At 36.6% G+C, this 21,831-nt stretch carries 27 protein-coding genes and 1 tRNA gene; 9 read left to right on the forward strand and 19 right to left on the reverse strand.

What is annotated here, in order from left to right:
• Position 1 precedes the first annotated feature (1 nt).
• From traK to JWR61_RS27120, 7 genes are all read left to right on the forward strand, one after another.
• A complete protein-coding gene (gene traK / locus JWR61_RS27090; RefSeq protein ID WP_301930771.1) occupies positions 2-619 on the forward strand; it encodes a conjugative transposon protein TraK in 618 nt (205 codons plus the stop codon).
• Entirely contained in the window at positions 616-1,068 is a 453-nt protein-coding gene (locus JWR61_RS27095; RefSeq protein ID WP_301930772.1) for a hypothetical protein, read from the forward strand. The genes traK and JWR61_RS27095 overlap by 4 nt, the downstream gene beginning before the upstream one ends.
• Positions 1,047-2,312, forward strand: coding sequence for a conjugative transposon protein TraM (traM, locus tag JWR61_RS27100; RefSeq protein WP_301930773.1), 1,266 nt, complete (start codon positions 1,047-1,049; stop codon positions 2,310-2,312). The genes JWR61_RS27095 and traM overlap by 22 nt, the downstream gene beginning before the upstream one ends.
• Positions 2,313-2,339: 27 nt before the next feature.
• A complete protein-coding gene (locus JWR61_RS27105) occupies positions 2,340-3,104 on the forward strand; it encodes a DUF4138 domain-containing protein (protein WP_301930774.1) in 765 nt (254 codons plus the stop codon).
• Positions 3,101-4,318: a hypothetical protein gene (locus JWR61_RS27110; RefSeq protein WP_301930775.1), complete on the forward strand. Its 1,218-nt coding sequence runs from the start codon at positions 3,101-3,103 to the stop codon at positions 4,316-4,318. Before JWR61_RS27105 ends, JWR61_RS27110 begins: the two co-directional genes overlap by 4 nt.
• Positions 4,319-4,358: 40 nt before the next feature.
• Positions 4,359-5,123 carry a hypothetical protein gene (locus JWR61_RS27115; RefSeq protein ID WP_301930776.1) on the forward strand — a complete coding sequence of 255 codons (765 nt, stop codon included), beginning with the start codon at positions 4,359-4,361 and terminating at the stop codon, positions 5,121-5,123.
• 302 nt (positions 5,124-5,425) lie between these two features.
• A complete protein-coding gene (locus tag JWR61_RS27120; RefSeq protein ID WP_301930777.1) occupies positions 5,426-5,752 on the forward strand; it encodes a helix-turn-helix domain-containing protein in 327 nt (108 codons plus the stop codon).
• Positions 5,753-6,145: 393 nt separating this feature from the next.
• Here the strand turns inward: JWR61_RS27120 and JWR61_RS27125 are convergent.
• The 4 genes from JWR61_RS27125 to JWR61_RS27140 all read right to left on the reverse strand — a co-directional run bounded on the left by JWR61_RS27125 (position 6,146) and on the right by JWR61_RS27140 (position 9,056).
• Positions 6,146-6,219, reverse strand: a tRNA-Lys gene (locus JWR61_RS27125).
• Between the two features lie 612 nt (positions 6,220-6,831).
• Entirely contained in the window at positions 6,832-7,101 is a 270-nt protein-coding gene (locus JWR61_RS27130; protein ID WP_301930778.1) for a hypothetical protein, read from the reverse strand.
• Positions 7,102-7,488: 387 nt separating this feature from the next.
• Positions 7,489-7,848 (reverse strand): response regulator transcription factor, encoded by a 360-nt coding sequence (locus JWR61_RS27135; RefSeq protein WP_301930779.1) that lies wholly within the window; start codon positions 7,846-7,848, stop codon positions 7,489-7,491.
• A gap of 692 nt (positions 7,849-8,540) precedes the next feature.
• Positions 8,541-9,056: a hypothetical protein gene (locus JWR61_RS27140; protein ID WP_301930780.1), complete on the reverse strand. Its 516-nt coding sequence runs from the start codon at positions 9,054-9,056 to the stop codon at positions 8,541-8,543.
• Between the two features lie 1,621 nt (positions 9,057-10,677).
• Between JWR61_RS27140 and JWR61_RS27145 the strand changes: the two genes are divergently transcribed.
• Positions 10,678-10,917: a hypothetical protein gene (locus JWR61_RS27145; RefSeq protein WP_301930781.1), complete on the forward strand. Its 240-nt coding sequence runs from the start codon at positions 10,678-10,680 to the stop codon at positions 10,915-10,917.
• Between the two features lie 64 nt (positions 10,918-10,981).
• Here the strand turns inward: JWR61_RS27145 and JWR61_RS27150 are convergent, their stop codons facing one another.
• Positions 10,982-11,257, reverse strand: coding sequence for a hypothetical protein (locus tag JWR61_RS27150; protein WP_301930782.1), 276 nt, complete (start codon positions 11,255-11,257; stop codon positions 10,982-10,984).
• A gap of 333 nt (positions 11,258-11,590) precedes the next feature.
• Complete coding sequence (locus JWR61_RS27155; protein ID WP_301930783.1) at positions 11,591-11,827, reverse strand: hypothetical protein; 237 nt, start codon at positions 11,825-11,827, stop codon at positions 11,591-11,593.
• A gap of 206 nt (positions 11,828-12,033) precedes the next feature.
• Here JWR61_RS27155 and JWR61_RS27160 point away from each other — a divergent pair, with 206 nt between their 5' ends.
• Positions 12,034-12,201 carry a hypothetical protein gene (locus JWR61_RS27160; protein WP_301930784.1) on the forward strand — a complete coding sequence of 56 codons (168 nt, stop codon included), beginning with the start codon at positions 12,034-12,036 and terminating at the stop codon, positions 12,199-12,201.
• Positions 12,202-12,273: 72 nt separating this feature from the next.
• Here JWR61_RS27160 and JWR61_RS27165 read toward each other — a convergent pair whose 3' ends face one another.
• From JWR61_RS27165 to JWR61_RS27225, 13 genes are all read right to left on the reverse strand, one after another.
• Positions 12,274-14,592 (reverse strand): hypothetical protein, encoded by a 2,319-nt coding sequence (locus JWR61_RS27165; RefSeq protein WP_301930785.1) that lies wholly within the window; start codon positions 14,590-14,592, stop codon positions 12,274-12,276.
• 32 nt (positions 14,593-14,624) lie between these two features.
• A complete protein-coding gene (locus JWR61_RS27170; protein WP_301930786.1) occupies positions 14,625-14,867 on the reverse strand; it encodes a hypothetical protein in 243 nt (80 codons plus the stop codon).
• Positions 14,864-15,397, reverse strand: coding sequence for a hypothetical protein (locus tag JWR61_RS27175; RefSeq protein WP_301930787.1), 534 nt, complete (start codon positions 15,395-15,397; stop codon positions 14,864-14,866). Before JWR61_RS27175 ends, JWR61_RS27170 begins: the two co-directional genes overlap by 4 nt.
• 43 nt (positions 15,398-15,440) lie before the next feature.
• On the reverse strand, positions 15,441-15,713 hold the full coding sequence (locus JWR61_RS27180) for a hypothetical protein (protein WP_301930788.1): 273 nt from the start codon (positions 15,711-15,713) through the stop codon (positions 15,441-15,443).
• 83 nt (positions 15,714-15,796) lie between these two features.
• Positions 15,797-16,027, reverse strand: coding sequence for a hypothetical protein (locus JWR61_RS27185; protein ID WP_301930789.1), 231 nt, complete (start codon positions 16,025-16,027; stop codon positions 15,797-15,799).
• Between the two features lie 21 nt (positions 16,028-16,048).
• Positions 16,049-16,306, reverse strand: a complete 258-nt coding sequence (locus JWR61_RS27190) for a hypothetical protein (protein WP_301930790.1) — start codon at positions 16,304-16,306, stop codon at positions 16,049-16,051.
• Between the two features lie 2 nt (positions 16,307-16,308).
• Positions 16,309-16,608, reverse strand: a complete 300-nt coding sequence (locus JWR61_RS27195) for a hypothetical protein (RefSeq protein WP_301930791.1) — start codon at positions 16,606-16,608, stop codon at positions 16,309-16,311.
• A 124-nt stretch (positions 16,609-16,732) separates the two neighbouring features.
• The gene (locus JWR61_RS27200; RefSeq protein ID WP_301930792.1) at positions 16,733-17,137 is read right to left on the reverse strand and encodes a hypothetical protein; all 405 of its coding nucleotides are present in this window, start codon (positions 17,135-17,137) and stop codon (positions 16,733-16,735) included.
• Between the two features lie 17 nt (positions 17,138-17,154).
• Positions 17,155-17,730, reverse strand: coding sequence for a hypothetical protein (locus JWR61_RS27205; RefSeq protein WP_301930793.1), 576 nt, complete (start codon positions 17,728-17,730; stop codon positions 17,155-17,157).
• A gap of 62 nt (positions 17,731-17,792) precedes the next feature.
• A complete protein-coding gene (locus JWR61_RS27210; protein WP_301930794.1) occupies positions 17,793-19,019 on the reverse strand; it encodes a DUF4373 domain-containing protein in 1,227 nt (408 codons plus the stop codon).
• A gap of 314 nt (positions 19,020-19,333) precedes the next feature.
• Positions 19,334-19,570 (reverse strand): helix-turn-helix domain-containing protein, encoded by a 237-nt coding sequence (locus tag JWR61_RS27215; protein WP_301930795.1) that lies wholly within the window; start codon positions 19,568-19,570, stop codon positions 19,334-19,336.
• 179 nt (positions 19,571-19,749) lie between these two features.
• Complete coding sequence (locus JWR61_RS27220) at positions 19,750-20,631, reverse strand: hypothetical protein (protein WP_301930796.1); 882 nt, start codon at positions 20,629-20,631, stop codon at positions 19,750-19,752.
• Positions 20,631-21,710 (reverse strand): site-specific integrase, encoded by a 1,080-nt coding sequence (locus tag JWR61_RS27225; RefSeq protein WP_301930797.1) that lies wholly within the window; start codon positions 21,708-21,710, stop codon positions 20,631-20,633. The genes JWR61_RS27220 and JWR61_RS27225 overlap by 1 nt, the downstream gene beginning before the upstream one ends.
• Between the last annotated feature and the right edge of the window lie 121 nt (positions 21,711-21,831).

Consider the following 21,831-nt stretch of genomic DNA (forward strand, 5'->3'; position numbering starts at 1 on the left):
TATGTTCAAACAAACAAAAAATATCGATACCTCATTCAGGCATATAAAGTTCTTTACTTTATTACTAGTGCTTGGGTGCTTTATCCTTTGTGGATTTGTATTGTATAAAAGTTATGAGTTATCTGCAAAGGTTCAGGACAGGATTTATATTCTTTCGGGGGATAAAGCGATGGAGGCTTTTGCATCAAAAAGGAAAGACAATATTGAAGTAGAAGCCCGAAGTCATGTTACCATGTTTCATACAGATTTCTTTACCCTTGACCCCGACGAAAAAGTGATTGAATCGAATATCAAGAAGGCTCTGTACCTGGCTGATGGCTCAGCTAAACGACAGTATGATAATCTTAAAGAGACTTCTTACTATTCGGGTATTATCTCCGGCAATATTAGCCAGCAAATTTCTGTAGATAGTATTTCATTAAGCATGAATGCAGAACCGTATTTATTTCATTGCTACGCTACAATTAAAATCATCAGGCCCAATAGCATCGTTACACGCAATTTAATAACACAAGGCTATTTAAGAAACATTTCCCGTTCTGACCATAATCCTCACGGATTCTTAATCGAAAGATGGGAGACCATTGAAAACAGGGATATTAAAACAGAAACAAGATGAAACTCTTGAATAAACAAATTAGCAAGGAAGAGATAACGGATAAAGCTGCCAGTGGCATAGCGAAAGGTATTTTAAAATCTCAAAATGGTTTTGCTAACTATATGCAGTCGTTATCAAAAAACTGGAAGGGCAAACAGCAATGGATCTTTTTGTATATCGTGTGCTTGAGTTTTGGGGGATTTAGCATTGTCGCTATTGTCAATCCCTTTAGAGCTAAGGACACTAACAGCAGCCTGATTCCAAAGCCCATTGCTGTTCCAAGAAGTATCCATCGACAAAGAAATGGTTTTGCAATTACAGAAAACGAGTTTCAGCAAGTGCAGGAGTATAAAGCAAAGCATCCAAACCTGCAGAAAGAACGGCCAGGCCTTTTTGATAGTTTAAGCATGATTGAAGAAGTCTATTATTCACAAAAAAAAATAACACAATGGAAAACAAACATTCAGTAAAGTTTTTGAGGCAGCGAAAAATGATGGTGGTATTACCCTTGTTGGTGCTTCCATTTATCACAATGGCTTTTTGGGCATTGGGAGGCGGTAAGGGAACTGGCAATGATGCCGATAAAAATAAAGTTGCAGGTCTTAATCTTCAACTGCCCAATGCGAATCTTAAGTCTGATAAAAATGAAGATAAGTTGTCGTTTTATATGGAAGCAGATGCGGATTCTTTGAAACGAGCAGAGCTGCTTAGAAGTGACCCTTTCTTCAAGGACTCATTGCAGACAAAAGTTTCTTTGATGGATGCTACACAGCATTTAAATAATCCATCAACATCAAGGAATGGGTTAAACACTTCAGTTTATCAATCCGGAGCCGATGCCAATGAACAAAAGATATATCAAAAGATAAATGAGATCAATAAGCAAATTAATGTTCCGGAAACTACTGCATCTTCTTTAAACAATATGGGTGCACCTTACCAAAAGAATGAGCAGTTTGCAAACGATGTAGACAGGATGCAGGAGATGATGCAAATGATGGATGAAAAACAGGAAACTGACCCGGAAATGCAACAATTAAATGGAACGCTGGATAAAATTTTAGACATCCAGCATCCGCAAAGAGTAAAGGACAAACTGAAAGAAAAATCGTTGAAGCAAAAAGAAGTTGTTTTTGCAATTTCAAAAATTCCAACCCAGGATAATATCAGTTTGTTAGATACAATAAAGCATAGATCAACATCGACGGTAGGCTTCTATGGAACAAGTGAAACTTCCAATCAGTCAAATAATGACCCAGCTGTAGAGGCCGTTGTTCATGCCAACCAAACCCTGGTCAATGGTGCTATCATCAAACTTCGCCTGTCTACCGATATCTACATCAACGGCACATTAATTCCAAAGGGAAATTTTGTGTATGGTTCCGCTTCGCTAAATGATGAACGGCTTGAAATAGAAATCAATTCTATCCGATTTGGCAATTCTCTTTTTCCTGTGAAGCTGGAAGTTTACGATATGGATGGACTACCCGGCATTCATATTCCCGGTGCCATTACCCGTGACGTTGCCAAACAATCCGCAGACAACAGTTTGCAATTAATGGAACTTTCTTCTGTTGATCCATCATTCAAAGCACAAGCCGCCGCCGCTGGCATCAGTGCTGCCAAAGGATTGCTAAGCAGAAAAGTAAAGCAGGTAAAAGTACTGGTTAAAGAAGGCTATAGAGTACTCCTTAAAAGCAAGAGCAATCAATAATATTTTTCAACTATAAAATAAAAACGTATGAAACGATTAGTGTGGTTGGCAATGATGAGTTTGTTTTTCGTTTCTCTTAAAGCACAAACGTCACTTTGCATTTCAACTGAAAAAACGACCAGCCTGGTATTTCCGTTTTCGATACTTCATGTAGACCGGGGTACACAGGCAATACTTGCACAGCAGGTAAAAGAATCACCAACAATATTGCTTGTGAAAGCAGCAGAAAAGGGTTTTCCTGAAACGAATCTTAGTGTCGTAACAGATGATGGAAGTGTATACTCTTTTGTTGTATGCTATGACAACAACCCGTCAACTTGGGTGTATCACCTGCCAACAAACAAGTTTGCGACGTTGGCAACTTATGCAAATGGAATCTTAGACAATCCCAGGACAATGCACGGCATCAAAGACGAACAATGGGATATTAAAGCGGTGGTCTCTGGTATTTACATAAAAAATGAAATCATGTATTACCAACTTAACATTACAAATAGCAGTCCCGTTGACTATGACATTGATGTTCTCCGCTTTTTTATCCGTGACAAAAAGAAAGGTAAAAGAACCGCCATTCAGGAAACAGATTTAAAGCCGCTTCATATTTCAGGAAACGTCAACCAGATAAAAGCTAATACTACGTCCTCTATAGTTTTCGCATTGGATAAGTTTACTATTCCGGATGCCAAATATTTAACCGTGCAGATTATGGAGAAAAATGGGGGAAGGCATTTGTCCATGAAAGTGAGTAACAAGAAAATCATGCAGGCAATCATCTTACCTGATCTGAAATGACCAACGAACATGCTATATCTGACGAAGTACTTGAATTGGTGCAGCTGGCCCTTAGTAGAGGCGATCGTTGGATGGCTTATAATCAATCACTTTATTTTATCGATAAAAGTGATGTGCATTTTTTTACATCTCAACAAGAAGCTAATGAATTTGCAAATGACAATTTCAGTGACAGGGATAGTTTTCATGTCCTTCATTTCAATTCTATGCTGGACATTTTTAAAGAGATTCCTTATAGCGAAAAAATAGTTAATGACCCAGATGCCAACGGACTGTATAATCATGAAGGCAACAATTTCACAGACGCTCTGATAGATCATATTGAGCAAAACCAATCATTATTTACATCACAATTAAAAACAAATGTTATGAACAATGAGAATTTTCAGTACCTGAGTGACAACCTCAAGTACATGGGTTTCGGTGAGAACCTGAAGCCGGAATTGGAAAAGAACCTGAAAGAAGGCAAGGGCGAATTTCAGCTGCATTACAAAGCAGAGATTAACAAAAAGCCTTTTGAAGTGACAATGAATTTCCGCAAGTCTGATTCTTCAGACATGTATTTTTTTAATAACTATCATGCTTCACTTGAAAAAGGTAATGGGGAAAAAGCTGAGCAAACTTTTTACCTGAATAAGGGTAAAGGCGTTACAGGGAAGGAAGCGTTCAATCTATTGGATGGCCGGTCAGTGCATAAAGACCTTGTAACAAAAGAAGGTCAGCCATACAAAGCCTGGATGCAGCTTGACTTTGAAAACAAAGACAAGAACAACAATTTTGAAGTAAAACAATTCCACGAAAAGTATGGCTTTGATTTGAAAGCAGCGGTTGAGAAATTCGCCATAACGGATTTGAAAGAGCTTGATAAAGAGAAGGCTTTAATGCAATTGCTTCAAAAAGGGAATGTGCAATCTGTTACTATCGAAAAAGATGGCAGCAGCCATAAAATGTTTATTGAAGCCGATCCTCAGTTCAAAAAAGTAAATCTATATGATTCCAATATGAAGCTGGTGGCAAAAGAATCAATAGAGAAATATCAATCGTTTGGACAGACAGAAGCTGGAAAGGCGGTTAAGGAAGAAATGGGAAATGATAAAAAAAAAGAGTTGAAACAGGAGCTTAAACCGGAGAAAGAAAAGGTAGAAAAGAAAAATGATAAAACGCTTTTACCTAAGAAAAGGGAAAGCAGTAAAAAAGGTTTAGGGGTATCTTAACAGAAACCCTAAACCCATTTTTTATTTTAAAAATTACAAAATGAATATCGAAAATATTTCAGCTTTAATGGGACAGTTGCAATCGTTAGGCTTTGAAAATGCAGGCTATTCACTCTTAAAGCGAATCAGTTTTAAGCCTGAAAATTTTATCCTTTCTCAAAAAATAGAGAGGGCCAAAGACAGGTTAAGCTTTCAACTATTTTTTGAAAAGGATATCAAGCAAGACATTTATGTTTTGTCACATTATGATGCTATTCTTCAAAAGGAAACGCCTTTAATTGATGCTGCCATTAATGGCATTAATACCACTAACCTGGAAAAATCAATGATAGAAATTGATTGGAAAAATGCTTTCGATTTTGTTACAAAAAAGCAATTGAATTTGGAAGATAAAACAGGCTGGGAAAAAGAACTGAAAGTTGAATCGGTGATAGAAGGCCTTTCCGAGTTAGAAAAATCGGAAGCTGGTAAAGTCGTTTCCGTAGGACTTAAACTAAAATATTGGGCTGGTATTTCATACCAGGAGTTATTTGGGAATATCAGCCCTTTAAAAAACAAGTCCGAAGTAAGCCAGCGGTTTTATGTTTTTGAAGGCCAAACAGGCATATCAGTAGATGAGGCATATCGGTTTTTACAAATCCGTTGGCTGGAAAAACAGATGCAGGCAAAAAGAAAGCATACGGATAGTGCAGAAATTGGCGAAACAGAAAAAGACAGCCACACTTCATCTGGAAGCGGACTGCTAAAAAAGAAACGTTTGGGAAGGTCCAATACCTTTAAGTCCAAAAAGCAAGTGCAGCAATAAATAAAAGATATGGAACTTTTTAATCCTATGACGGGATTTTATATGGTAATAGACAATGACCCCAGAATTGGCACTACCCATATCAGTCTTTATAGTTGCAGCAATGGAACTTGAATGGCGGGTTAAATCCCGTAATAATTACGAGAGCCGCAATTATGAAGGTTGCAAAGGTAAATGCTAGTTGTACCTATAACAATTGCATGAATAATTTGGAACAATGCTGATACATCATCTATGCACTGAAAACAAATCAATTTGATCATAACTCTATAATGCTTAAGAACCTTTCAAAATAAAAACTTATGGAAACTTTATTTATCCCGAGCGAGAATGATTTTAAAAAGTGGATTAGGGAAGCGGTGAATGACTGCCTTCGGGACTACGTAGAAAAATCCAGGCAGGGCGAAGAGCCGGAGGATGGCTTACTAAGTAGAAAGGAAATTGCTAAATTTCTTAAGGTATCTTTAGTGACTTTGACAGATTGGATGAAGCGTGGTCTTCCATCACATAAGCAAAGGGGTAGGGTTTATTTTATGAAGTCCGAAGTCCTGAATTATATCAAAGAAAGTAAGATAAATCAACTGAAGTTTGGAAATCGATTCCAAGATATAAAAAGAGAAATAGCGTAGACAAAATATAGAAAGCCCTGACCTTTGATGTTGAAGGTTTTTCTTTTTTAGGTCTTTGAAATCGTCGAATAGCATTGGCTATAATGTCGAAAAAAATTACCTTTACAATTATTAATAAGTTCTTTATTTCGTCAGAAATTTGATGCGTTCGCTTTTATCATTTGTTTGCAAATTGTGTTCTTTGTTTGCAAATTGTTTGCAAATTTGAAAAAAGGCTCTTTTTGAACTTATGTTATACTGCGAATCATCAAACAAAACACGGGACAAACAGGTAATAGACAAGTAGACATTTTTTCATCTAATGTCTATATTAAATTGAAAATCAGTTTCAATTCAGTAAGTTTTAAAAACAGGTCATAAAAAAAGCCCACTTAAAAAGTGAGCTTCTAACAGTGACCCCTCAGGGACTCGAACCCTGGACCTACTGATTAAGAGTCAGTAGCTCTAACCAGCTGAGCTAAGGAGTCTTTATCTTACCGATAAAAAAAGCAAAACTGCTGTTTTGCTTTTGGGTGCCCACGAAAGGAACATCACAAAAGGCTAAAAACGTTACTGGTATTGCATTCTATCTTTTCCAAGGTACAATTAAGGTACACGAAATGTAAAATACTGTACTTTGGAGCGCAAATATAGGTGGTAAAGAAGAATAGAACAAATGAAATGGTTTACCAATTGTACCCAAAAAAGAAAACTGGATAAAGCAGCTGCCAGAGACGGTACCCATGCATAAAGGCCAGGGGATATTATAGAAGAAATGGTATATGTTCTTATGTTAAAACTTAATAAAAACCAATACCTGGCTCGTAAATAGAACAAGCACTGTAATGATACATAAATTTAAGTTTGGAGATTATGTGCAACATATTTCATCAGGGCGTAAAATGTACATCTCGAGATTAATTTCACCGGGCGATAAATCTTCCTGCCCTATAAATATTGCAGATTGCTATGAATGCGCATGGACTGAAGGAAAGCAGGTCTGCAGAGATACTTTTAGTGAAAAATCGTTGGTATCGATCTAGTCGGGGCCTCAAATCTCTTGCGCTTACATCAAGTTCATTTGCAATTTTATTTATTATTTAGATAAAATATTCAAAGTGATATTCTTGACCACTTTTTGAAATAACACATCGTCTACCCATACAATAAGGAAAATCCCACCGACTAACATCACTAACTAATTTATCACTGAATTGCTTTCTAAGTTGTTCTTCTGTACCATAAGTTGAAATGAATATATTTTCATCTAAATGAACGTTTAGTTGAAGCCATAACACTGATTGAACAGCAATTTCTTTAGGATGAAATTGAAAATCTACTATGGTTGCAATAAAGTGATGCTTTCCCATTCCCTGAATGTAACTGATTTAACTGCCATAAGTGGAACTGATATTTTTGATTATAAAAAGGGCTACCTGTAAAGACAGAGCCCTTTATGGAACCGTACCCCTAAGAAAACTAAATGCTTTGTTTTTATTGACTGGCTATTATTTGAAAGATAAAGAAGGGCTGATGTTGAAACACCGCCCTGAAATAGTGTATTCTATGAAAACATATTAAGTAAGATAGTGCTTATATTTTTTATATGCAATAGTTATAATAAAATATTCCAGTCATGCTTTACAGGTTAGAAAAATGGTTCTGCTATCAACATACCTTAACTGATTGCTTTCAATGATTGATGAAAAAGGCATACTTCCAGTTTCATTTTGCCTGGTGGAAGGAGTGGAAATTTCTTACGATTTTACCTGTGTCCATTTAGATATTTTATCCATTAGATTTTTTACATCAAAAGGCTTAGCAACATAATCATCAGCACCACAGGCAATATACTTTTCCTTAAGATTTAAACTTGCAGATACCATAATTATTGGAATGGCGCTGTGCGTTTGTTTTAATTCTTTGAATATGTCCCTGCCGTCTTCACGGGTTAAATAAATGTCAAGCAGGATAAGATCAGGCTTAAATTCTTCTATAACTACTTCTAAATTTTTCCCTGTACGTACTACCGTTACATTATGACGATACGCAGCAAACAACTGTACATACATATGTGTCAAATCAATTGAGTCTTCAACAATCAGGATGTTAGACATGGACAAATTTTCAGAGAAAAAAAGATTTTTAATCTATATTAAACGCCTTAAAATCACATTAACGTATGATTTACATCTTTTTTATTTTTTCCCCGCGACCATAATCATCCAAACATACAGGCAGGATTAAATTGATGTGTAAGTACAGATGTAAAGACACTGATTCCCATCAGTTGGCAACCTTACAAAAAATTTTCGTTGTAAGTTGCGTACTAAATGAAAAGCCATGGTTTTATTTCGTCCTCATCATTCAATTTTCACCCAAAATAATGAAGGGCTAATTGATGACATCCCAGATCAATCAATTCCTGACATACAGGAATACAGGCTTTGCAAATTGCTTAACTCAAAAGAAATTAAAGTCAGTTGTTCTTGTCACCCCAAAATCGATTCGATTATCCTTGTAAATGCGATGTCTGGAATTTTTGAGTATTCGATTGAAACTTTTTGCTGTGGATCTTTTAAGCGGCAGATGGAAGACATAATTTTTTTAAATAAAAATGTGTATCACAAGGCATTAATCAGAGAGTAGGGTATTTCAACTCCTTTTTTACATTCAATCATAGGTCTCCAAATGATTTTCCCCCTGCTGTATTTAGAAACCTAAAAGCCTTTAATATTTCTGTGTAATGCAACTTTATTGGCCAAACCCGTTAACAGGGTCTTCCATTCCGATCTTGATAAGCCTTTACTCATTGCTTACCGCATTTCCATTTACTACCATCAGTAAAGGCAACTTCATAAGGCCAGGCCAAAACAATTTTTTTTCCATCCCGGCTCATAATACTCCATTCGCTTGTTTGTGTTTTACCAGGCCTTATCTGTTCATCATGAAAGCCACTACCAAAGCCAGCTAGTAAACCAGAGCTCCCCATGTCTGCAGGCTCCCCGAATGCATTTATTCCATACCATCTGAAACGGATAGCCTGAATTTTTTTATCAGAAACATTTTTATAGGTTAACGAAATGTCTTTATAATTTGAATACTCTTGCTTTACCAGTCGGGATGACAAGACTTTTACCGGTGCTTGTGACAATCCCAAAGTATCAAATAATGCTTCTTTGGTGCTGGCTTGTATAAGACTGTCTGTCATCTTTTTTGCTTTCAGTTGAATGTCTAGCGGGTAGTCTTCAAATTTTTTTTCTTTTTGGGGACCGTTGCAAGAGAAACAGTAAACTGAAATGATAATGGCGAGCAATTTTCGCATAAGCTGTTAGGATTAAAAAAATTAAAAAATGGGTACGCCAATAATACAAATTAAAATTTTATAAAGCAATGTTCTGAATGCATTTAGCACTAATTTCAGAAGGCAAGTGTCAAAGGCGATATTCGACATGATACCCTGCAATCTTTCGTTATTAGGAAAATATCCAGGTAAAGACAATAATGGTCTTATATTTGGGTTTAATGAAAATGCCCCACAGGGTCAGACTGTAGGGCATAAAAAATCCGGTTAAGAAACCGGGGTAAAGCCTTAATAAAGGCCATTCTTAAAGGAAGGTTACTTCCATCCGTAAACTGTGAAATTTACCTATTTACAATGTCTGCAGGGAAACTTGAATACACCCCCGCCGGCCTTGTAAACTCTCTTCCCTTTGATTGTTCTCCAGGGAGAGAATACCCATCCGTCTGTACAAGAACAGACTTGTTTTTTGAAATTCATGATGTTCGATAATCAAATGAATTACGCAATGTGCCAGACTACAGAGCGTCCAGCGGCAGCCCACTGCATAAACATGCAGATACAAAAAAGCCCTGGTTAATTACTCCGGGGCTTTAATAGTTTTAAACAATTTTTTTTCACATAAACTCAAATCAAAGTATGATTTTCATGTTTGATGCGTATTCATTGTCTGAGATTATCGAAGTTGCAAAGTAAGGAAAACTACTTTACAAAAGCAATAACCCAATAGCGAATAATTACATAAATAGATGTTATAGGGGGAAATACTTAACCTTTTCAAGTATTGTATTCACAATATCAACACATTTTTGACGATGTTGATAAATTCGTGTTGAAACTAAGAACCGGATGCTTAGTTTTGATCCAATATTTCAAAGAGCCTCTACTCTTAAGATAAGCCCTCCCGCGAAGAGGGCTTTTTGATATCTGCAAACGTACCCCTTATAAAGACGAATTAGTTTTTTTTTGTTTCCACAGATGTTGATTACTTTTTAAAAATCTACTTCTCGGCAAATGGATGACATAAAAGCTATTTCTTAAAGTGCTGACATCCAAAATTTTTTGTCTTAACTTACCTAAACAAAAAGCACAAGAACCAATGCAATAGTACTATCGGTTTTTATTGGCTGCCGTAAAAGTTAATCACAGAATTTGTTAATATCGCATGAAACCTTTATGTACAGCGTATTGTGTTGGGTATACATTATTTTTACACCACATTTTAACTATTTGGGTATAATAAAATTTTCAATTACCCAGAATTGCATTTTATATTCTCAATCCAATCGGGTAAAACATTGTTACGGCATAACGGAGCTTACTATAATTCAAATTGTACGTTCAGTTAAAATGCTGCTCTTTTAGGTACCAACGCGGCTGCTTGGTTACCAAGAAGCCAAGAAGATACGGTGCAAGGGGAGCGTTTAGATCGGCTAGAAAAAGAAATGCAAATTCAAATATCCCAAGCTTCAGTCTTTCATAAAGCTGTGAATGATTCTTTAAAAATGTCACATAGATAGTTTCTTCCTAAGTGGCACCTTTATATTGCCAAATGAGTTAATTTTTCCTTGCAAAAGATCCTTAAAAATTATCTCTGCTGATTCAAGAATATTTAAAAATGATCACATCACTTAAAAAATCGATTATGGCAGATGAAGCCCGGCATAGAAGAATAAAAAAAGTAATTCCAGAAATGTACCCGATAAAAGCCTGGTTAAGTACTGATGAAGCCTGTAGCTTTATGAATATGAGCATCAATATTTTTCTATCCATGGCGCTTGATAATAACCTTACTGTCTCCCAAGTTGGCGGCAAAAAATTTTATAAGGTGAAAGAGCTTAACGCGGTCTTTGAAGATCATATTATCATCAGGCAGGTAAAATAAAAAAAGCCGGCATCAAGCAGGCTTTAATTTAATAAATTCTATGTCAGCGGTAATGTTGTAAAGACTACCGATAAATTTCATAACCCCGTAAATAATCATTTACTTGCTTTTCTGACTGTTCTTTTGATTGGTTACCAAGGTCATCATGACTGATAATATCGGTCATGAAAATTGGGTAATCAGCATCGAAAATGTCATATTCGCTTTCTGCTAAAAAATCAGGAGGGTAACAAATTCGAACAGCCTTACCATCCCAAAGAATATCAAATGCCTGCTCAGGCGTTAATGATTCCCTATCATCATGTACAACCATTGTTGCACTTTCATACACTTTATTCATTTGCTTTTGTTTGAGAGGGTTTCTAAAAACAATGTCTTTTGTCAATTAAGATGTTCATCCATGAACTGCCGAAGGGCCCGGCCGTCAAACGTTTTTTCTGTTGCCACAGGCTTATTATATTTTTCAAAAAGAGGGCATGCTTGCTTTAACTCTTTTTCTCTAAAACAAAGTATCGGACAAACATCTCTGTGGGGGCAATTCGTGCACCTGGTATCGGGTATATTTCTGTATGATGTCATAAAAATATTTTAAGTGAGTTTTAATTTAATGCCGGGTGGCAATCATTTTTGGGTATTTGTTGATGCTTGCAGTTTCATTAAGTAGGTCATTGTATTACACTTTTTCAGGGACTAGCTTTATGCCGGTTACCAGGTCATACAACATCGTAAACTGCATGGCAACTTTTTCCTTTTCTTCATCCGATATATTAACGCCTGGCTGTTTAAGATATAAGCCCTGGAGATCAAATAACAAAGAGCTAAACTCTTTTTTTGTTTTCTTTCGATATGTACAGCAAAAAAATTCAATGGATTTGTTGTTCTGCTTGATAATTTTTTTTCTACTTTTCATAAAATATACATTTGTTTAAGGTGATAGTTTATTATTATTTTTCGTTGATTACATCACAAGAAGTGAAACATTTTGTTTCACAAAAATAGGCAAATATTTAATAAGTGCAACAAATTGTATCATTTTTTATTTATTTTTTTTACCTTTGGTTGATGACACTGAAAGAGGCATTCACGGAGTTAATGAATTCCGATGAATTCAAAAATATGGCTAAAGAAAAAGACGCGGCCGGCGGTAAGTACCGCGTGTATTTAAGCAGATTTAAAAAAGATCAATTAAAGATTGGAGCCATTGCTGAATTACTTATTAAGCATGGATACACGGTTGAAGCAGTTAAAAATGGATCAACTAAAGTTGCCAAAAAGAAAAAATAGGTTACCTATTACCACTGCACATGTTAAAAGTTCTTTCGGTCACTAATCGGGACCGAAAGAACTTCCAACATTTTACAGTAATTTCCTAAAGTCATTGTCAGCAGATGACAATAGCTTAAATACCTGGCTTGCATTAGTACTTAAATTTATTCCAGCCTGCATTAAAAAGCCTTTATACACCGCTCCATTAAAAACAAAGCTGAAACATTTACTAGGATTGTTTTCCAAAGCTTGCGGCATATTAATTGGCACTTTTACTTCAATCTCCATATATTTTGGAATAAAGAGTGGTGCATCCAGGTCACGGATTACAATGTCAGCATTAAGATCTCGTATGAAAGCGCCTTGCCTGGTATACACTTTATCATTTTTTTCAGTTGTTTGAAAAGGCAAAAGTTTATTTTCAAAGCCCTGCATCATACTACGGATCCAGTTTCCATGCTTCCGGATGATATCAGCTACAGTCATATCTTCCAAATTAAAAACGGTGCCAGGACTCAGCAAGCCGGTTATCTCATCATACACACCTCTTTTTAATGCATAGGCGCTTATTCCGCTAGTGGTAATTGTACCGGTTACTGTTTCATTTACCAGAGTTTCAGCAACGGTAACATAAGTAAAGCCAACCACCAGCCAGCTGGTATTTGTTACTGTATAGATACCGGCATTCACGCCACTTGCCAGTGTTATCTGTGTACCTGGTTGCAATAACCAAAGCGGTATCTTTATTGTATGTGGTGCCGTTACTTCATAGGCAGTTTCATTCAGTAAGGCAAAATTATACGGCACATCTTTGCCCACATTTACCAGCCATACGTCATTGTCACTATCTGTATCGGTTGTTGTTTTACCGTCAAAATTAATACGGGTATACTCAAAGCCGTAGCTATCCCGGCGGTATGGACTAACCATATTGAATTCGCTTACAATACGGGTAATTGGGCTGCTGTACAAATATGTATTGTTGAATTCATCCCGACCGTTGATATCGGTGTAATCTTTCGCCTCACTGCCAAATTTGAAGGTGTTGGCCATAAAGTCAACAGCATACTGAATTTTCGGTCGCTGCTTTATTTCTCCTAGTGGAAAAGGATTACTGCTGTCGTAATAATGCTGTTTTGCTTCCAGGGTTAATTTATTGCCTTCAACCCCCATGCCTGCATTAAACTGTACATTAGCCGCTTTAAATAAATCGGTCATTTTGCTTTTAATCTTGGCAGTTGTAAAGCCGCGAATGGCATCGCCACAAGTGATACAGATATTTTTATTATCAAACAATAACTGGCTAACAGCATCTTCCGGATCCCCGGTAATTTTGCCGGTTAGCTTACGGTAATAATCATAAAGCGTAAACATTTTTACAAATGTTGGTCTAAACCTGGTAACATATTTTATTTGTAAACTGCTGCCATCAGTAAACTCATAGCTATATCCACTAGTCATCTCTGTTAACGAAATTGTTATCAGAAACAGCTTGCCGTCCGGCGGCACGGTAATGGTAAACGCTGGACTGTAATCGTAAACTGTTGCCGGGTCAGGATATAGCAAAGGGATTGTTTGAAATACTTCCCCCCAGCTGGCAATTATTTTTTGTTCAAGCCAGGAGGGGTGCCCGGCTGAAACTTTAAATTTAACTCCAACCTTCACTGGTATTTCAATAACAATTGGAGTTGTATTTTCATTTTTGAAAAAAAAGTTGGAAGATGTTGCGATGTAGCTTGCCAGGGCAGTAGGGCTGTTGAATGGGTCAATTTGTTCGAAGTATTCATCCACTGCAACAGTACCTGAAGAAACTCCCTCTGAATTCAACAACGAAAGATTTGTTGCTGTTGTCCCTTCTTCATAAGCCACACCATCGACTATTGCAAAATTGTTCTTTTGTTGCAAGGAAATGCCATCACAATATACATTGATTGCATCGGGGTCATCCATCGGAATAGGGTATTCTGTTCCTTCATTTGCTTTTAATAATTTGCTGATTCCTCCTTCCATAATATTTATAGTGATTTTAAAATTGTCATCAATTAAAGAACTAAAGTCTAAATCTCCTTTGTAAAGAAATTTGTATTGGTAAGCAAAAGTTGTAGGTGTAAGTTTTAAATGCAGCTGAGTAAAAAGAATGAAAAGTTTTCGCTCAACATTTTGATTTAAAAAAATGCTTCTTAATATTTTGGCTCCTTCTTTGACAAATCCCAGCTTTAAACTGAAATTTCTTACAACTCCATGGTTTGTGATATTTCGTTGCCAGCCTATTGCAATATCATTCCATCCATCCGGGCTATTAGGCAGCGGCCAGCGTTCACTGGTGCTAATAACGGCGCCATTGTCAACTTTCATGGTGCCGCCATCAGTGCGCTCGTCATCTACTATAAACATTTTGAACTTCTTCATTTTTGTAATTTTCTGTTACTGTGTAGTAATATTTATAAGGTTTTATAAGGTTCTGACTTATTTCGAACTACGGTTTTCAGCTCTTTAAATCCATTCGACGCAATACTCACTGATGCATAAAACTCAGTTGATGTAACTGGCTTTTCGTTAATAAAGAATTCGCTTGCCAGGTTTCCATGAATCTTAATTGTATAATTTTTCGGGAAAATATCTTCCAGTTTAATTTGCCCGGCTGATAGTGCTTTCAGCAGCTTTATTTTTTCTAGTCTACTCATGATCCGGATTTCTTTAAACGTTCAATAATAGCATCTAGCTGCGGCTCAGTCAACGCGTCAAAATCCAGTTCAATCACTTGCTTATCTCTCCAAAGATCTTTTTGTCGATTTTTTAACCAATTCATTGCGGCGCCGGCATCGGGTGGTAAATGTTTTGTTACAATTTTTTTCTTATAGGTATCTTCAGCCTTTATTTGGCCATCTGAAGTTATTTCAAGGTTTTGCTTGCTATCTACCTTTTCGTAAGTAATCTCATCATAATCGTATCCCTTTGCCCTTTTAAAAAAACTTTCAGCAATGGTTGCATCAGCTATTTGCTTACCTGCCATGACTGACCCGAAAAACCCTGGCTTTTGTTTCTTCCAATTGGTTATGGTTTGTTCATCTACACCGAAATAAAAAGCCAGGTCTTTGTCCGTAAAGCCCAAAAGGCAAAGTTTATATGCTTGGTGTGCAAACTCCTTTTTGTACTTTGTAGGCGCTCCTCCTTTATTTCCGTCTGGTAAAAAGTCTTCTAAATTTCCGGGCATTTACGTCATCTTTAAATTGTTTGCAAAAAGCTTATTCTTTCAATTATTCATAGTACTTTTTGAGTTTTTGAAAGCGATCTTCTAGCGTCACTCCATCAATTCGTATATCGGTGATGAATTCTGAAACTGTTTCAGAGGCTTTTGTAATTTCCTTCATGTAGGTTTCATGATCAACCGGCCGACCATTAATAAAGCTCACTCCATCCATGTCAACACTTGAAATATGGATTGAAAAAACCTTTGGTTTAAAATCTTCAACAGTAATTAAACCGGCCTGCAGTTCTTTTAGCATGCGTATTTTTGCCAGTCTGTTCATTTAATCAATTTCTTTTTAACTTTTCGAAATGTGCCGGCACCGCTCCTCAACGGCACCGGCACGATAACAGAAAAGCATTACTGCTATTTATCAACGTATAGCACCCCGTGAGTTTTTTCCAACTCTGCTTTGTATATTTCTCCATTATTTATAGCAGCAGTAAGTATTTCGTTTTTGCTGATGCTATGTAAATGACCTTCATCTGTAATCGCTTTAATACTTGCCTCTCTTGATGTTTCAGGCAAGCGACCAAACTTTATATCTGCCTGTACTTTTATCAGCTGCTTTGCAAGTGCTGGTGTTTTATCATTCATACTGTTCTCTTTTTTGAGTGTTTAATATTGAATTTCACTGATCAAAAACTCAGTCTCCGCACCTGGTAGAAGATATAAATCACAATCCAGATTGCTGTGCACGTTGGCGCCGGAGTTTAACGCTAGCGCTTCATCTGGTGTGATGCTTGTATCTTTTACTTTGCTGACTTTTTTAAATGTAACCGGACCGGCTTGCGACAGACCTGCGTTTGCGCCGTTATCTGTAAACACCATGTCTTTTGGTGAGCACTTCCATTGTTCGTATGTTTTGTTTGCCATAGTTATTGTTTTTGCAAGCTTGAATAATCGATTTCATCCATGGTAAATATGTCCTTTTCACCCGGTACCAAATACAGTGAAACAAATGTATTCTGGCCGTGTTCAACCATGGTGTTTAATGTATTGGCTTCTTCTGGACTTATTACCACCCGGGCACGTAGCCTTTTCAGTTTTTCAAACCTAATTTTCCCCGTTTCACCTTCTCTAAAATGCACACATCGCATTTCCCATTCTTCAAAAAAGAGCGGGTTTTTATTTTCTGCATTCCTGGCTTCAGCTTTGTTTTTTTGTTTTTCTAACATCTTTTGTTTTTTTAAATTTTATGAATTCATTTTATTATAACAAGAGGCAGGGGGTAATTTCAACCCCGCTAACCTCCTAATTATGCATTCGTTGTTTAACTTCGTTCACCTTCGATTTATTAAACTATTTATGCCAGTCAAAATTTTCAACTTTATTTGCATGTACTGTCAATGCATCATCAAACTCAGGTGAAATCATACTTTTACCCGGATTTTCTTTAACCCATCTTTCTTCGAACTGGCTATAATTTTTAATGTCAAATACTTGATCACTATTGCCATTTTTTCCGGGTACCTCTGCCAGCCATTTGCGTTCTCTAAAATAATTTTCAATAACCTCGTCCGGGGGTACTGGATTGAATGTTCTAGTATCTCTTATTTCAACTCCGTTTTTACTTGATACAATTCCTCTGTCAGTAATTTCAAAACTCAGGTCATTTGAAATGATCATAAATAAATCATCATCGGATAAAACTGCCTTATGACCCCGTGGAATCCAGCCTACTATTTGTTGTTTTGTAATTGACATTTTTGCTTTTTAAAAGGTTAGAATTTTTTAAGTAAATAATAATTTCCGTACCCCGCAATAGCATGCGCATTAACGATCTGTTCATTCAGAGTTCTTGCATTTTTGATTGATATGCGGGTACTAACAATTGGAGGTTCATATCGGGTTTTGTCGCCTAAGCTTCTTAATTGTATTCCTATAAAATCCACCGGGCTGCCGTCCATCCCTTCAAATCTTACTTTCCTTACTGGTTTCGCCATGTATTTATCAAACCAAAAAGTATCATTGCTGTGCGGCCCAAATCCCAAAGAAGGATCTAACGCCTCCAATTCGGCAAGATATCTTTTGAATTCGTCACCAACCAGGTTGGCATAATCGAAATCATTATTGATTATTGAATTGGGATTTTGCGGATCAAATACTTTTTCCCCATTTGTGGACAACCGCTGTTCACTCTTTACTGGCTCTGCGATGGCGGCGAATATTTCAGCCTTGTCTTCAACCGTAAATTCTTCTTCGTCCATCAGTGCAGTAATATTTTCATTGGTAGCGCCTTCGTTTAAAAGATTGCGGTATTTAGTAACGGCTTTCTTCTTGGTTGTTTGGTGTAACATTTTTTTTATTTATGGTTATGTATTAATTTACTTTCTTAAATAGTTTATACTTTTCGCTATAATCAGCTTGCATACTTACTTTCATGAGGCATAAAAATTGATTCCAACCCTTCACTACATTTTTCTTTAAAGAACTGCAGCACGCCAAATCGCTTCTTAAACTTCATAACTGTTTCGTTGGTTTCTTCAATAGCATTTAGCTGCATATATTGTTTTGCTGCTTCGGCAATGGCTTTAAAATCATCCGTAGTAAAGGTTACCAGGCCGCAACGTTTTAAGTAATCATAGTGCAATGCGTCAATACTGAGGACCGTTACTTTACTTGCATCTTCGCACCAGCGTTCGTACAAATAGTTTAGTTCCCGCTCATCTTTACTGCCTGTTTTTATGCTTACGGCTGCGGGAACGTCTGGCTGCTGTACCGGGCTATCAAACTTGCCTGTTCGCTCCCGGGTTATCCAATTGTGTGCTGCACTATGCCAGTCTACCAACTTTAAGCCATTGCTTTGTTTCCAACCGTTGGCATTATAATGGTTATAAAATATGCTGGCTTGTTCCTGGCATTTTTTCGCCGGCCAGTATCCTGGCTTCTTAGGGCTACCAATAATTTTTACAAAAAATTCATAAGCTTCATCTTCCGTTGGTGCAATAAATTTTTCGGCGCGGGTATTCTTCTTTTGTAGTGCAGCGGTCGGCTGGTCTAATACTAATGGCATTTCATTTACCGATTCAATTAAAACTGGGTTTTGCGGGGGCAATTCATTTGCCCCAATATTTGTTTCTTTTATTTCATTTACTATACTTTGCTTTACTTTACTTTGTGTGGTTTCTTCCCCAATTAATTGCATCGGCGGTGTAGTTTCTTGGTGGGTAACAGGGAGTGTATCACCTTCTAAACATATAAGCCGGTGTATTTCTTTTACCATGCTAATCTTACGGCCGGCCTCCTTTACTATTTTGGACCATCTCTTCTGTATTCCTTTAGAAGTTAAAATCTGTAAACTATCAGATAAATTCTTGTCGAATATTTTTATGTCATCTGAATAACATGTTGCAAGTACTTCTTCCAAAAGCTGGATATCAATGGCATTGTTTTTACAAAAAAGCATTTTGTTAATATTGCTCCATTCGCAATAATAGCCGCCAGGACCACCGTAAATATGTTTCCAAAGCTTGTGCACTATTGCATACCCGGGAAGACCGTGCATGGCCTCGACATACTGCAGGTTGTCATCATCCTTTGTATCCTGATTGTAATATTTTAGACTGTTGTCTGTAGGCCTGGCCATAATAATCTATTGCCTTTTTTTGATTACTAAAGATGGATGATTAGGATTGGTAGACAGATACCAGGCTGGAAACTTTGTTTGCTTACAAGTGTTTCTTTTAATCTGCCATAGAAGCCCGCATTTTTCTAAACTTCTTTTATGACGGGTAATATTTTTATGAGGTATTTCGGTTGCTGCTGATACCATAGCAGCGGTTGCAGTATGCTTTAACAAATACTGCTGTACTATTTGGCATTCGGTATAATTTCTTTTATTTTTGCTATGCTTATTTAAAGAATTTATCCCGGTGTGAGTTGCATTCATGTCGGGATATTTTATTTGTGAGTAGTGGCATAGGTTGCAGCTTCAACCTGTTTTTCCGAATGACTAGTTTTAGGATTTGATAACATCCAGGTTTCTAATTTTTCCTTTTCAAAAAATATTTTTTTGCCGTTGGGTTTGCTAAATGGTAGTATGCCGGCACTGGTCATTTTATAAACAGTGCTCTTTGCATATCCTAAAAATTTAACACCTTCTTCAAAGCTCAATACCTTCACATTTGATAAATCCATTTCATTAAATTTTAAAAGTGATTTTGATTTAACGTCATTACGATAGAATAAAATTCAACAAAATGAAATGAAATGATAAGACCTATTTAGTGAGGTACGGGCAATAAAAAAGCCTGCAAATGCAGGCTTGTAAAGGAAAATATTAATTATTAAATTAGTGGTACCGTACCGTACGGTCTCTATTTAAAATTTACTTTAAGTAATTTTTTGTGCACTTCTCTTGCTGCCTTCTTGGAACTTTCTAACTGATTTTCTATGTCAGTGCCATATTTAGACAAAGCAAAGCTGATTACTGTTTTTCTGCATGTTGATCCAGACTCAAAATATTTGAGATCAAATAGCAATTGACAAAAGGCAGCACATTCAATCAAATCTACTCTTTGCTTCCAATTAGATAATTTACTTTCAATTTTTGATTCAATTTTCTTTAAGTGATCGTGCAATTCTGACTTTATTAATTTTTCCCATTTGTCCGAACCCCTTGCTGGATCTGTTTTCGATTTATCGATTTCATTGTTGTTGTCTTTAATTTCTTCCTCTTTTAGTTTGCTGAATTTTAATAACTCATTTTTTAAATACTCATAAAATAAAAAATATCTACCGTAGACAGCCGCGGTGACAGAACTGTCATTTAGCTGGCTGTAATCCATTAAATAACCTTCATAAAATTTGTCGATAAATCTATTGTATTCGGTAACCTCCTTACTAGGCCTTTCATTGCTTTTTGCGATTTTAATCCATTCCCCAATTTCAACTAGCTCTTTTGAAATAGTGGATTCATTCCAAACGATCCAACGCTCTTCAAAAAGGTGCTTTTGATAGGCGAATTGTATTTCTGCGTAATAATCCTTTAATAAATTTAATGCTGATTCGGGATCGCTTGGCCTGGGTTCTTGTGTAATCTCAGATCCTTCAATAAATCTGCAATTATCAATTTTATCAATGTCACTTTGAGTTATGACATGAGGAATTCGGAATTTTTTTCTAAGTTCATTATGAATTTCAGCAAATGCCAAAAATGATTTTGTTTTTCTTTCGGTATTGTAATCTAAATTGGCCATTAAAGTTCAAAGTTTAGTTTATCAGTTCCTTTTTGTTTCATTTCTTCAGCTGCCTGCACGTAACGCATGGTTTGTGCAGTGCTCGAGTGCATTAACAGTTTTGAGGTTGTCAGTATATCAACTTCATTAAAAATTAAATTGGTGCCATAGGAATGACGGAGATTATGCCAGGTAATTTTTTTATTTATTCCGGCTCTTTCAACCCAGGCTTTCAATGTTTTATTTGCTCCGTTTGCTGTTGGTAAATTAAATATCCGTTCCCGCGCCGGACCAACTTCGCCCAATAGCTTTAATGCAGTTTTATTTAATGGGATCGTGTAGGAATTGTTTTCTTCTTTGAGTTTGGACCTGACAATTTCCAACTGGCTACTATCAAATTTTATTTTATCCCACGTCAACTGTTTTATATCAACCCATGCAAGCCCTGTGACAGTACTGAACAAAGCCGCTCGTTTTACTTCACTGCTTTCTGTAGGTGTTGCGGCAAGCGTCGCAATTTCGGCAAGTGTTAAAACATCCTTTTTGTTTGCCTTTCCCTTGGCCTTGCGTTCAACCTCATCCAAAATATTTGATTTTAAAAAGCGCTTCCGGTAGGCGTTTTTAATCATTTTTTTAAACCGGTTGAAATATGACTTTGCACCTTCGCCGGTGCTCTTTGATTGCAGGTAGTCTATAAAATCCTCAATCAATAAGGCTGTCAGGTTTCCAAAGGTTAACCCGGATTTTTTTTCTAGTATAAGAAAATCAGAAAACCGGTTTAACACACCCTGCATATTTCGCTTGTCTTTTTTCGTGTAGGCGTCAACATACGTTTGCATCCAAACGGTAATGATTGTCTTTTTTGCAGCATCACTATCCATGTTGTAATTGTTGCCTTCAAGTTCAATGGCCCTGGTTAACCTTATTGCTTCGGCCTGCTGTAGGAGTTCTTTGTTACTTTCACGATCATTGAGGTTTGAAGGTTTTGCAAGCTGTAAATGCTTCAGTGTTTCAATGGTGTGCTTGCCGTCTTTGTAAATATCTAATCTTAATGAAGTGGTGCCGTTGGCATTTTTTCGCTTTCTTAATGTCACACTCATTTGACTTTGGTTTGATTTTCTTTTCTCTAAGGTATGAAATATTTTAATTAAAATGTACCTCGAGGTTCAAATAAGGTACAAAAAATGAGAAATAAATGTATAATCAAAGGAAATGAAAAGA

This window comes from Ferruginibacter sp. (assembly GCF_028288465.1).
Classification (GTDB): Bacteria; Bacteroidota; Bacteroidia; order Chitinophagales; family Chitinophagaceae; genus Ferruginibacter.

Excerpts from the sequence above, each read along its gene's own strand:
- JWR61_RS27210 (WP_301930794.1), bottom strand. The coding sequence starts at position 19,019 with ATGGCCAGGCCTACAGACAACAGTCTAAAATATTACAATCAGGATACA.
- JWR61_RS27170 (WP_301930786.1), bottom strand. The coding sequence starts at position 14,867 with ATGAGTAGACTAGAAAAAATAAAGCTGCTGAAAGCACTATCAGCCGGG.
- JWR61_RS27110 (WP_301930775.1), top strand. The coding sequence starts at position 3,101 with ATGACCAACGAACATGCTATATCTGACGAAGTACTTGAATTGGTGCAG.
- JWR61_RS27185 (WP_301930789.1), bottom strand. The coding sequence starts at position 16,027 with ATGAATGATAAAACACCAGCACTTGCAAAGCAGCTGATAAAAGTACAG.
- JWR61_RS27175 (WP_301930787.1), bottom strand. The coding sequence starts at position 15,397 with ATGCCCGGAAATTTAGAAGACTTTTTACCAGACGGAAATAAAGGAGGA.
- JWR61_RS27165 (WP_301930785.1), bottom strand. The coding sequence starts at position 14,592 with ATGAAGAAGTTCAAAATGTTTATAGTAGATGACGAGCGCACTGATGGC.
- JWR61_RS27205 (WP_301930793.1), bottom strand. The coding sequence starts at position 17,730 with ATGTTACACCAAACAACCAAGAAGAAAGCCGTTACTAAATACCGCAAT.
- JWR61_RS27195 (WP_301930791.1), bottom strand. The coding sequence starts at position 16,608 with ATGTTAGAAAAACAAAAAAACAAAGCTGAAGCCAGGAATGCAGAAAAT.
- JWR61_RS27180 (WP_301930788.1), bottom strand. The coding sequence starts at position 15,713 with ATGAACAGACTGGCAAAAATACGCATGCTAAAAGAACTGCAGGCCGGT.
- JWR61_RS27095 (WP_301930772.1), top strand. The coding sequence starts at position 616 with ATGAAACTCTTGAATAAACAAATTAGCAAGGAAGAGATAACGGATAAA.
- JWR61_RS27150 (WP_301930782.1), bottom strand. The coding sequence starts at position 11,257 with ATGAATAAAGTGTATGAAAGTGCAACAATGGTTGTACATGATGATAGG.
- JWR61_RS27190 (WP_301930790.1), bottom strand. The coding sequence starts at position 16,306 with ATGGCAAACAAAACATACGAACAATGGAAGTGCTCACCAAAAGACATG.
- JWR61_RS27105 (WP_301930774.1), top strand. The coding sequence starts at position 2,340 with ATGAAACGATTAGTGTGGTTGGCAATGATGAGTTTGTTTTTCGTTTCT.
- traM (WP_301930773.1), top strand. The coding sequence starts at position 1,047 with ATGGAAAACAAACATTCAGTAAAGTTTTTGAGGCAGCGAAAAATGATG.
- JWR61_RS27200 (WP_301930792.1), bottom strand. The coding sequence starts at position 17,137 with ATGTCAATTACAAAACAACAAATAGTAGGCTGGATTCCACGGGGTCAT.
- JWR61_RS27130 (WP_301930778.1), bottom strand. The coding sequence starts at position 7,101 with ATGGGAAAGCATCACTTTATTGCAACCATAGTAGATTTTCAATTTCAT.
- JWR61_RS27155 (WP_301930783.1), bottom strand. The coding sequence starts at position 11,827 with ATGAAAAGTAGAAAAAAAATTATCAAGCAGAACAACAAATCCATTGAA.
- JWR61_RS27145 (WP_301930781.1), top strand. The coding sequence starts at position 10,678 with ATGGCAGATGAAGCCCGGCATAGAAGAATAAAAAAAGTAATTCCAGAA.
- JWR61_RS27220 (WP_301930796.1), bottom strand. The coding sequence starts at position 20,631 with ATGGCCAATTTAGATTACAATACCGAAAGAAAAACAAAATCATTTTTG.
- JWR61_RS27140 (WP_301930780.1), bottom strand. The coding sequence starts at position 9,056 with ATGCGAAAATTGCTCGCCATTATCATTTCAGTTTACTGTTTCTCTTGC.
- JWR61_RS27160 (WP_301930784.1), top strand. The coding sequence starts at position 12,034 with ATGGCTAAAGAAAAAGACGCGGCCGGCGGTAAGTACCGCGTGTATTTA.
- JWR61_RS27115 (WP_301930776.1), top strand. The coding sequence starts at position 4,359 with ATGAATATCGAAAATATTTCAGCTTTAATGGGACAGTTGCAATCGTTA.
- JWR61_RS27120 (WP_301930777.1), top strand. The coding sequence starts at position 5,426 with ATGGAAACTTTATTTATCCCGAGCGAGAATGATTTTAAAAAGTGGATT.
- JWR61_RS27135 (WP_301930779.1), bottom strand. The coding sequence starts at position 7,848 with ATGTCTAACATCCTGATTGTTGAAGACTCAATTGATTTGACACATATG.
- JWR61_RS27225 (WP_301930797.1), bottom strand. The coding sequence starts at position 21,710 with ATGAGTGTGACATTAAGAAAGCGAAAAAATGCCAACGGCACCACTTCA.
- JWR61_RS27215 (WP_301930795.1), bottom strand. The coding sequence starts at position 19,570 with ATGGATTTATCAAATGTGAAGGTATTGAGCTTTGAAGAAGGTGTTAAA.
- traK (WP_301930771.1), top strand. The coding sequence starts at position 2 with ATGTTCAAACAAACAAAAAATATCGATACCTCATTCAGGCATATAAAG.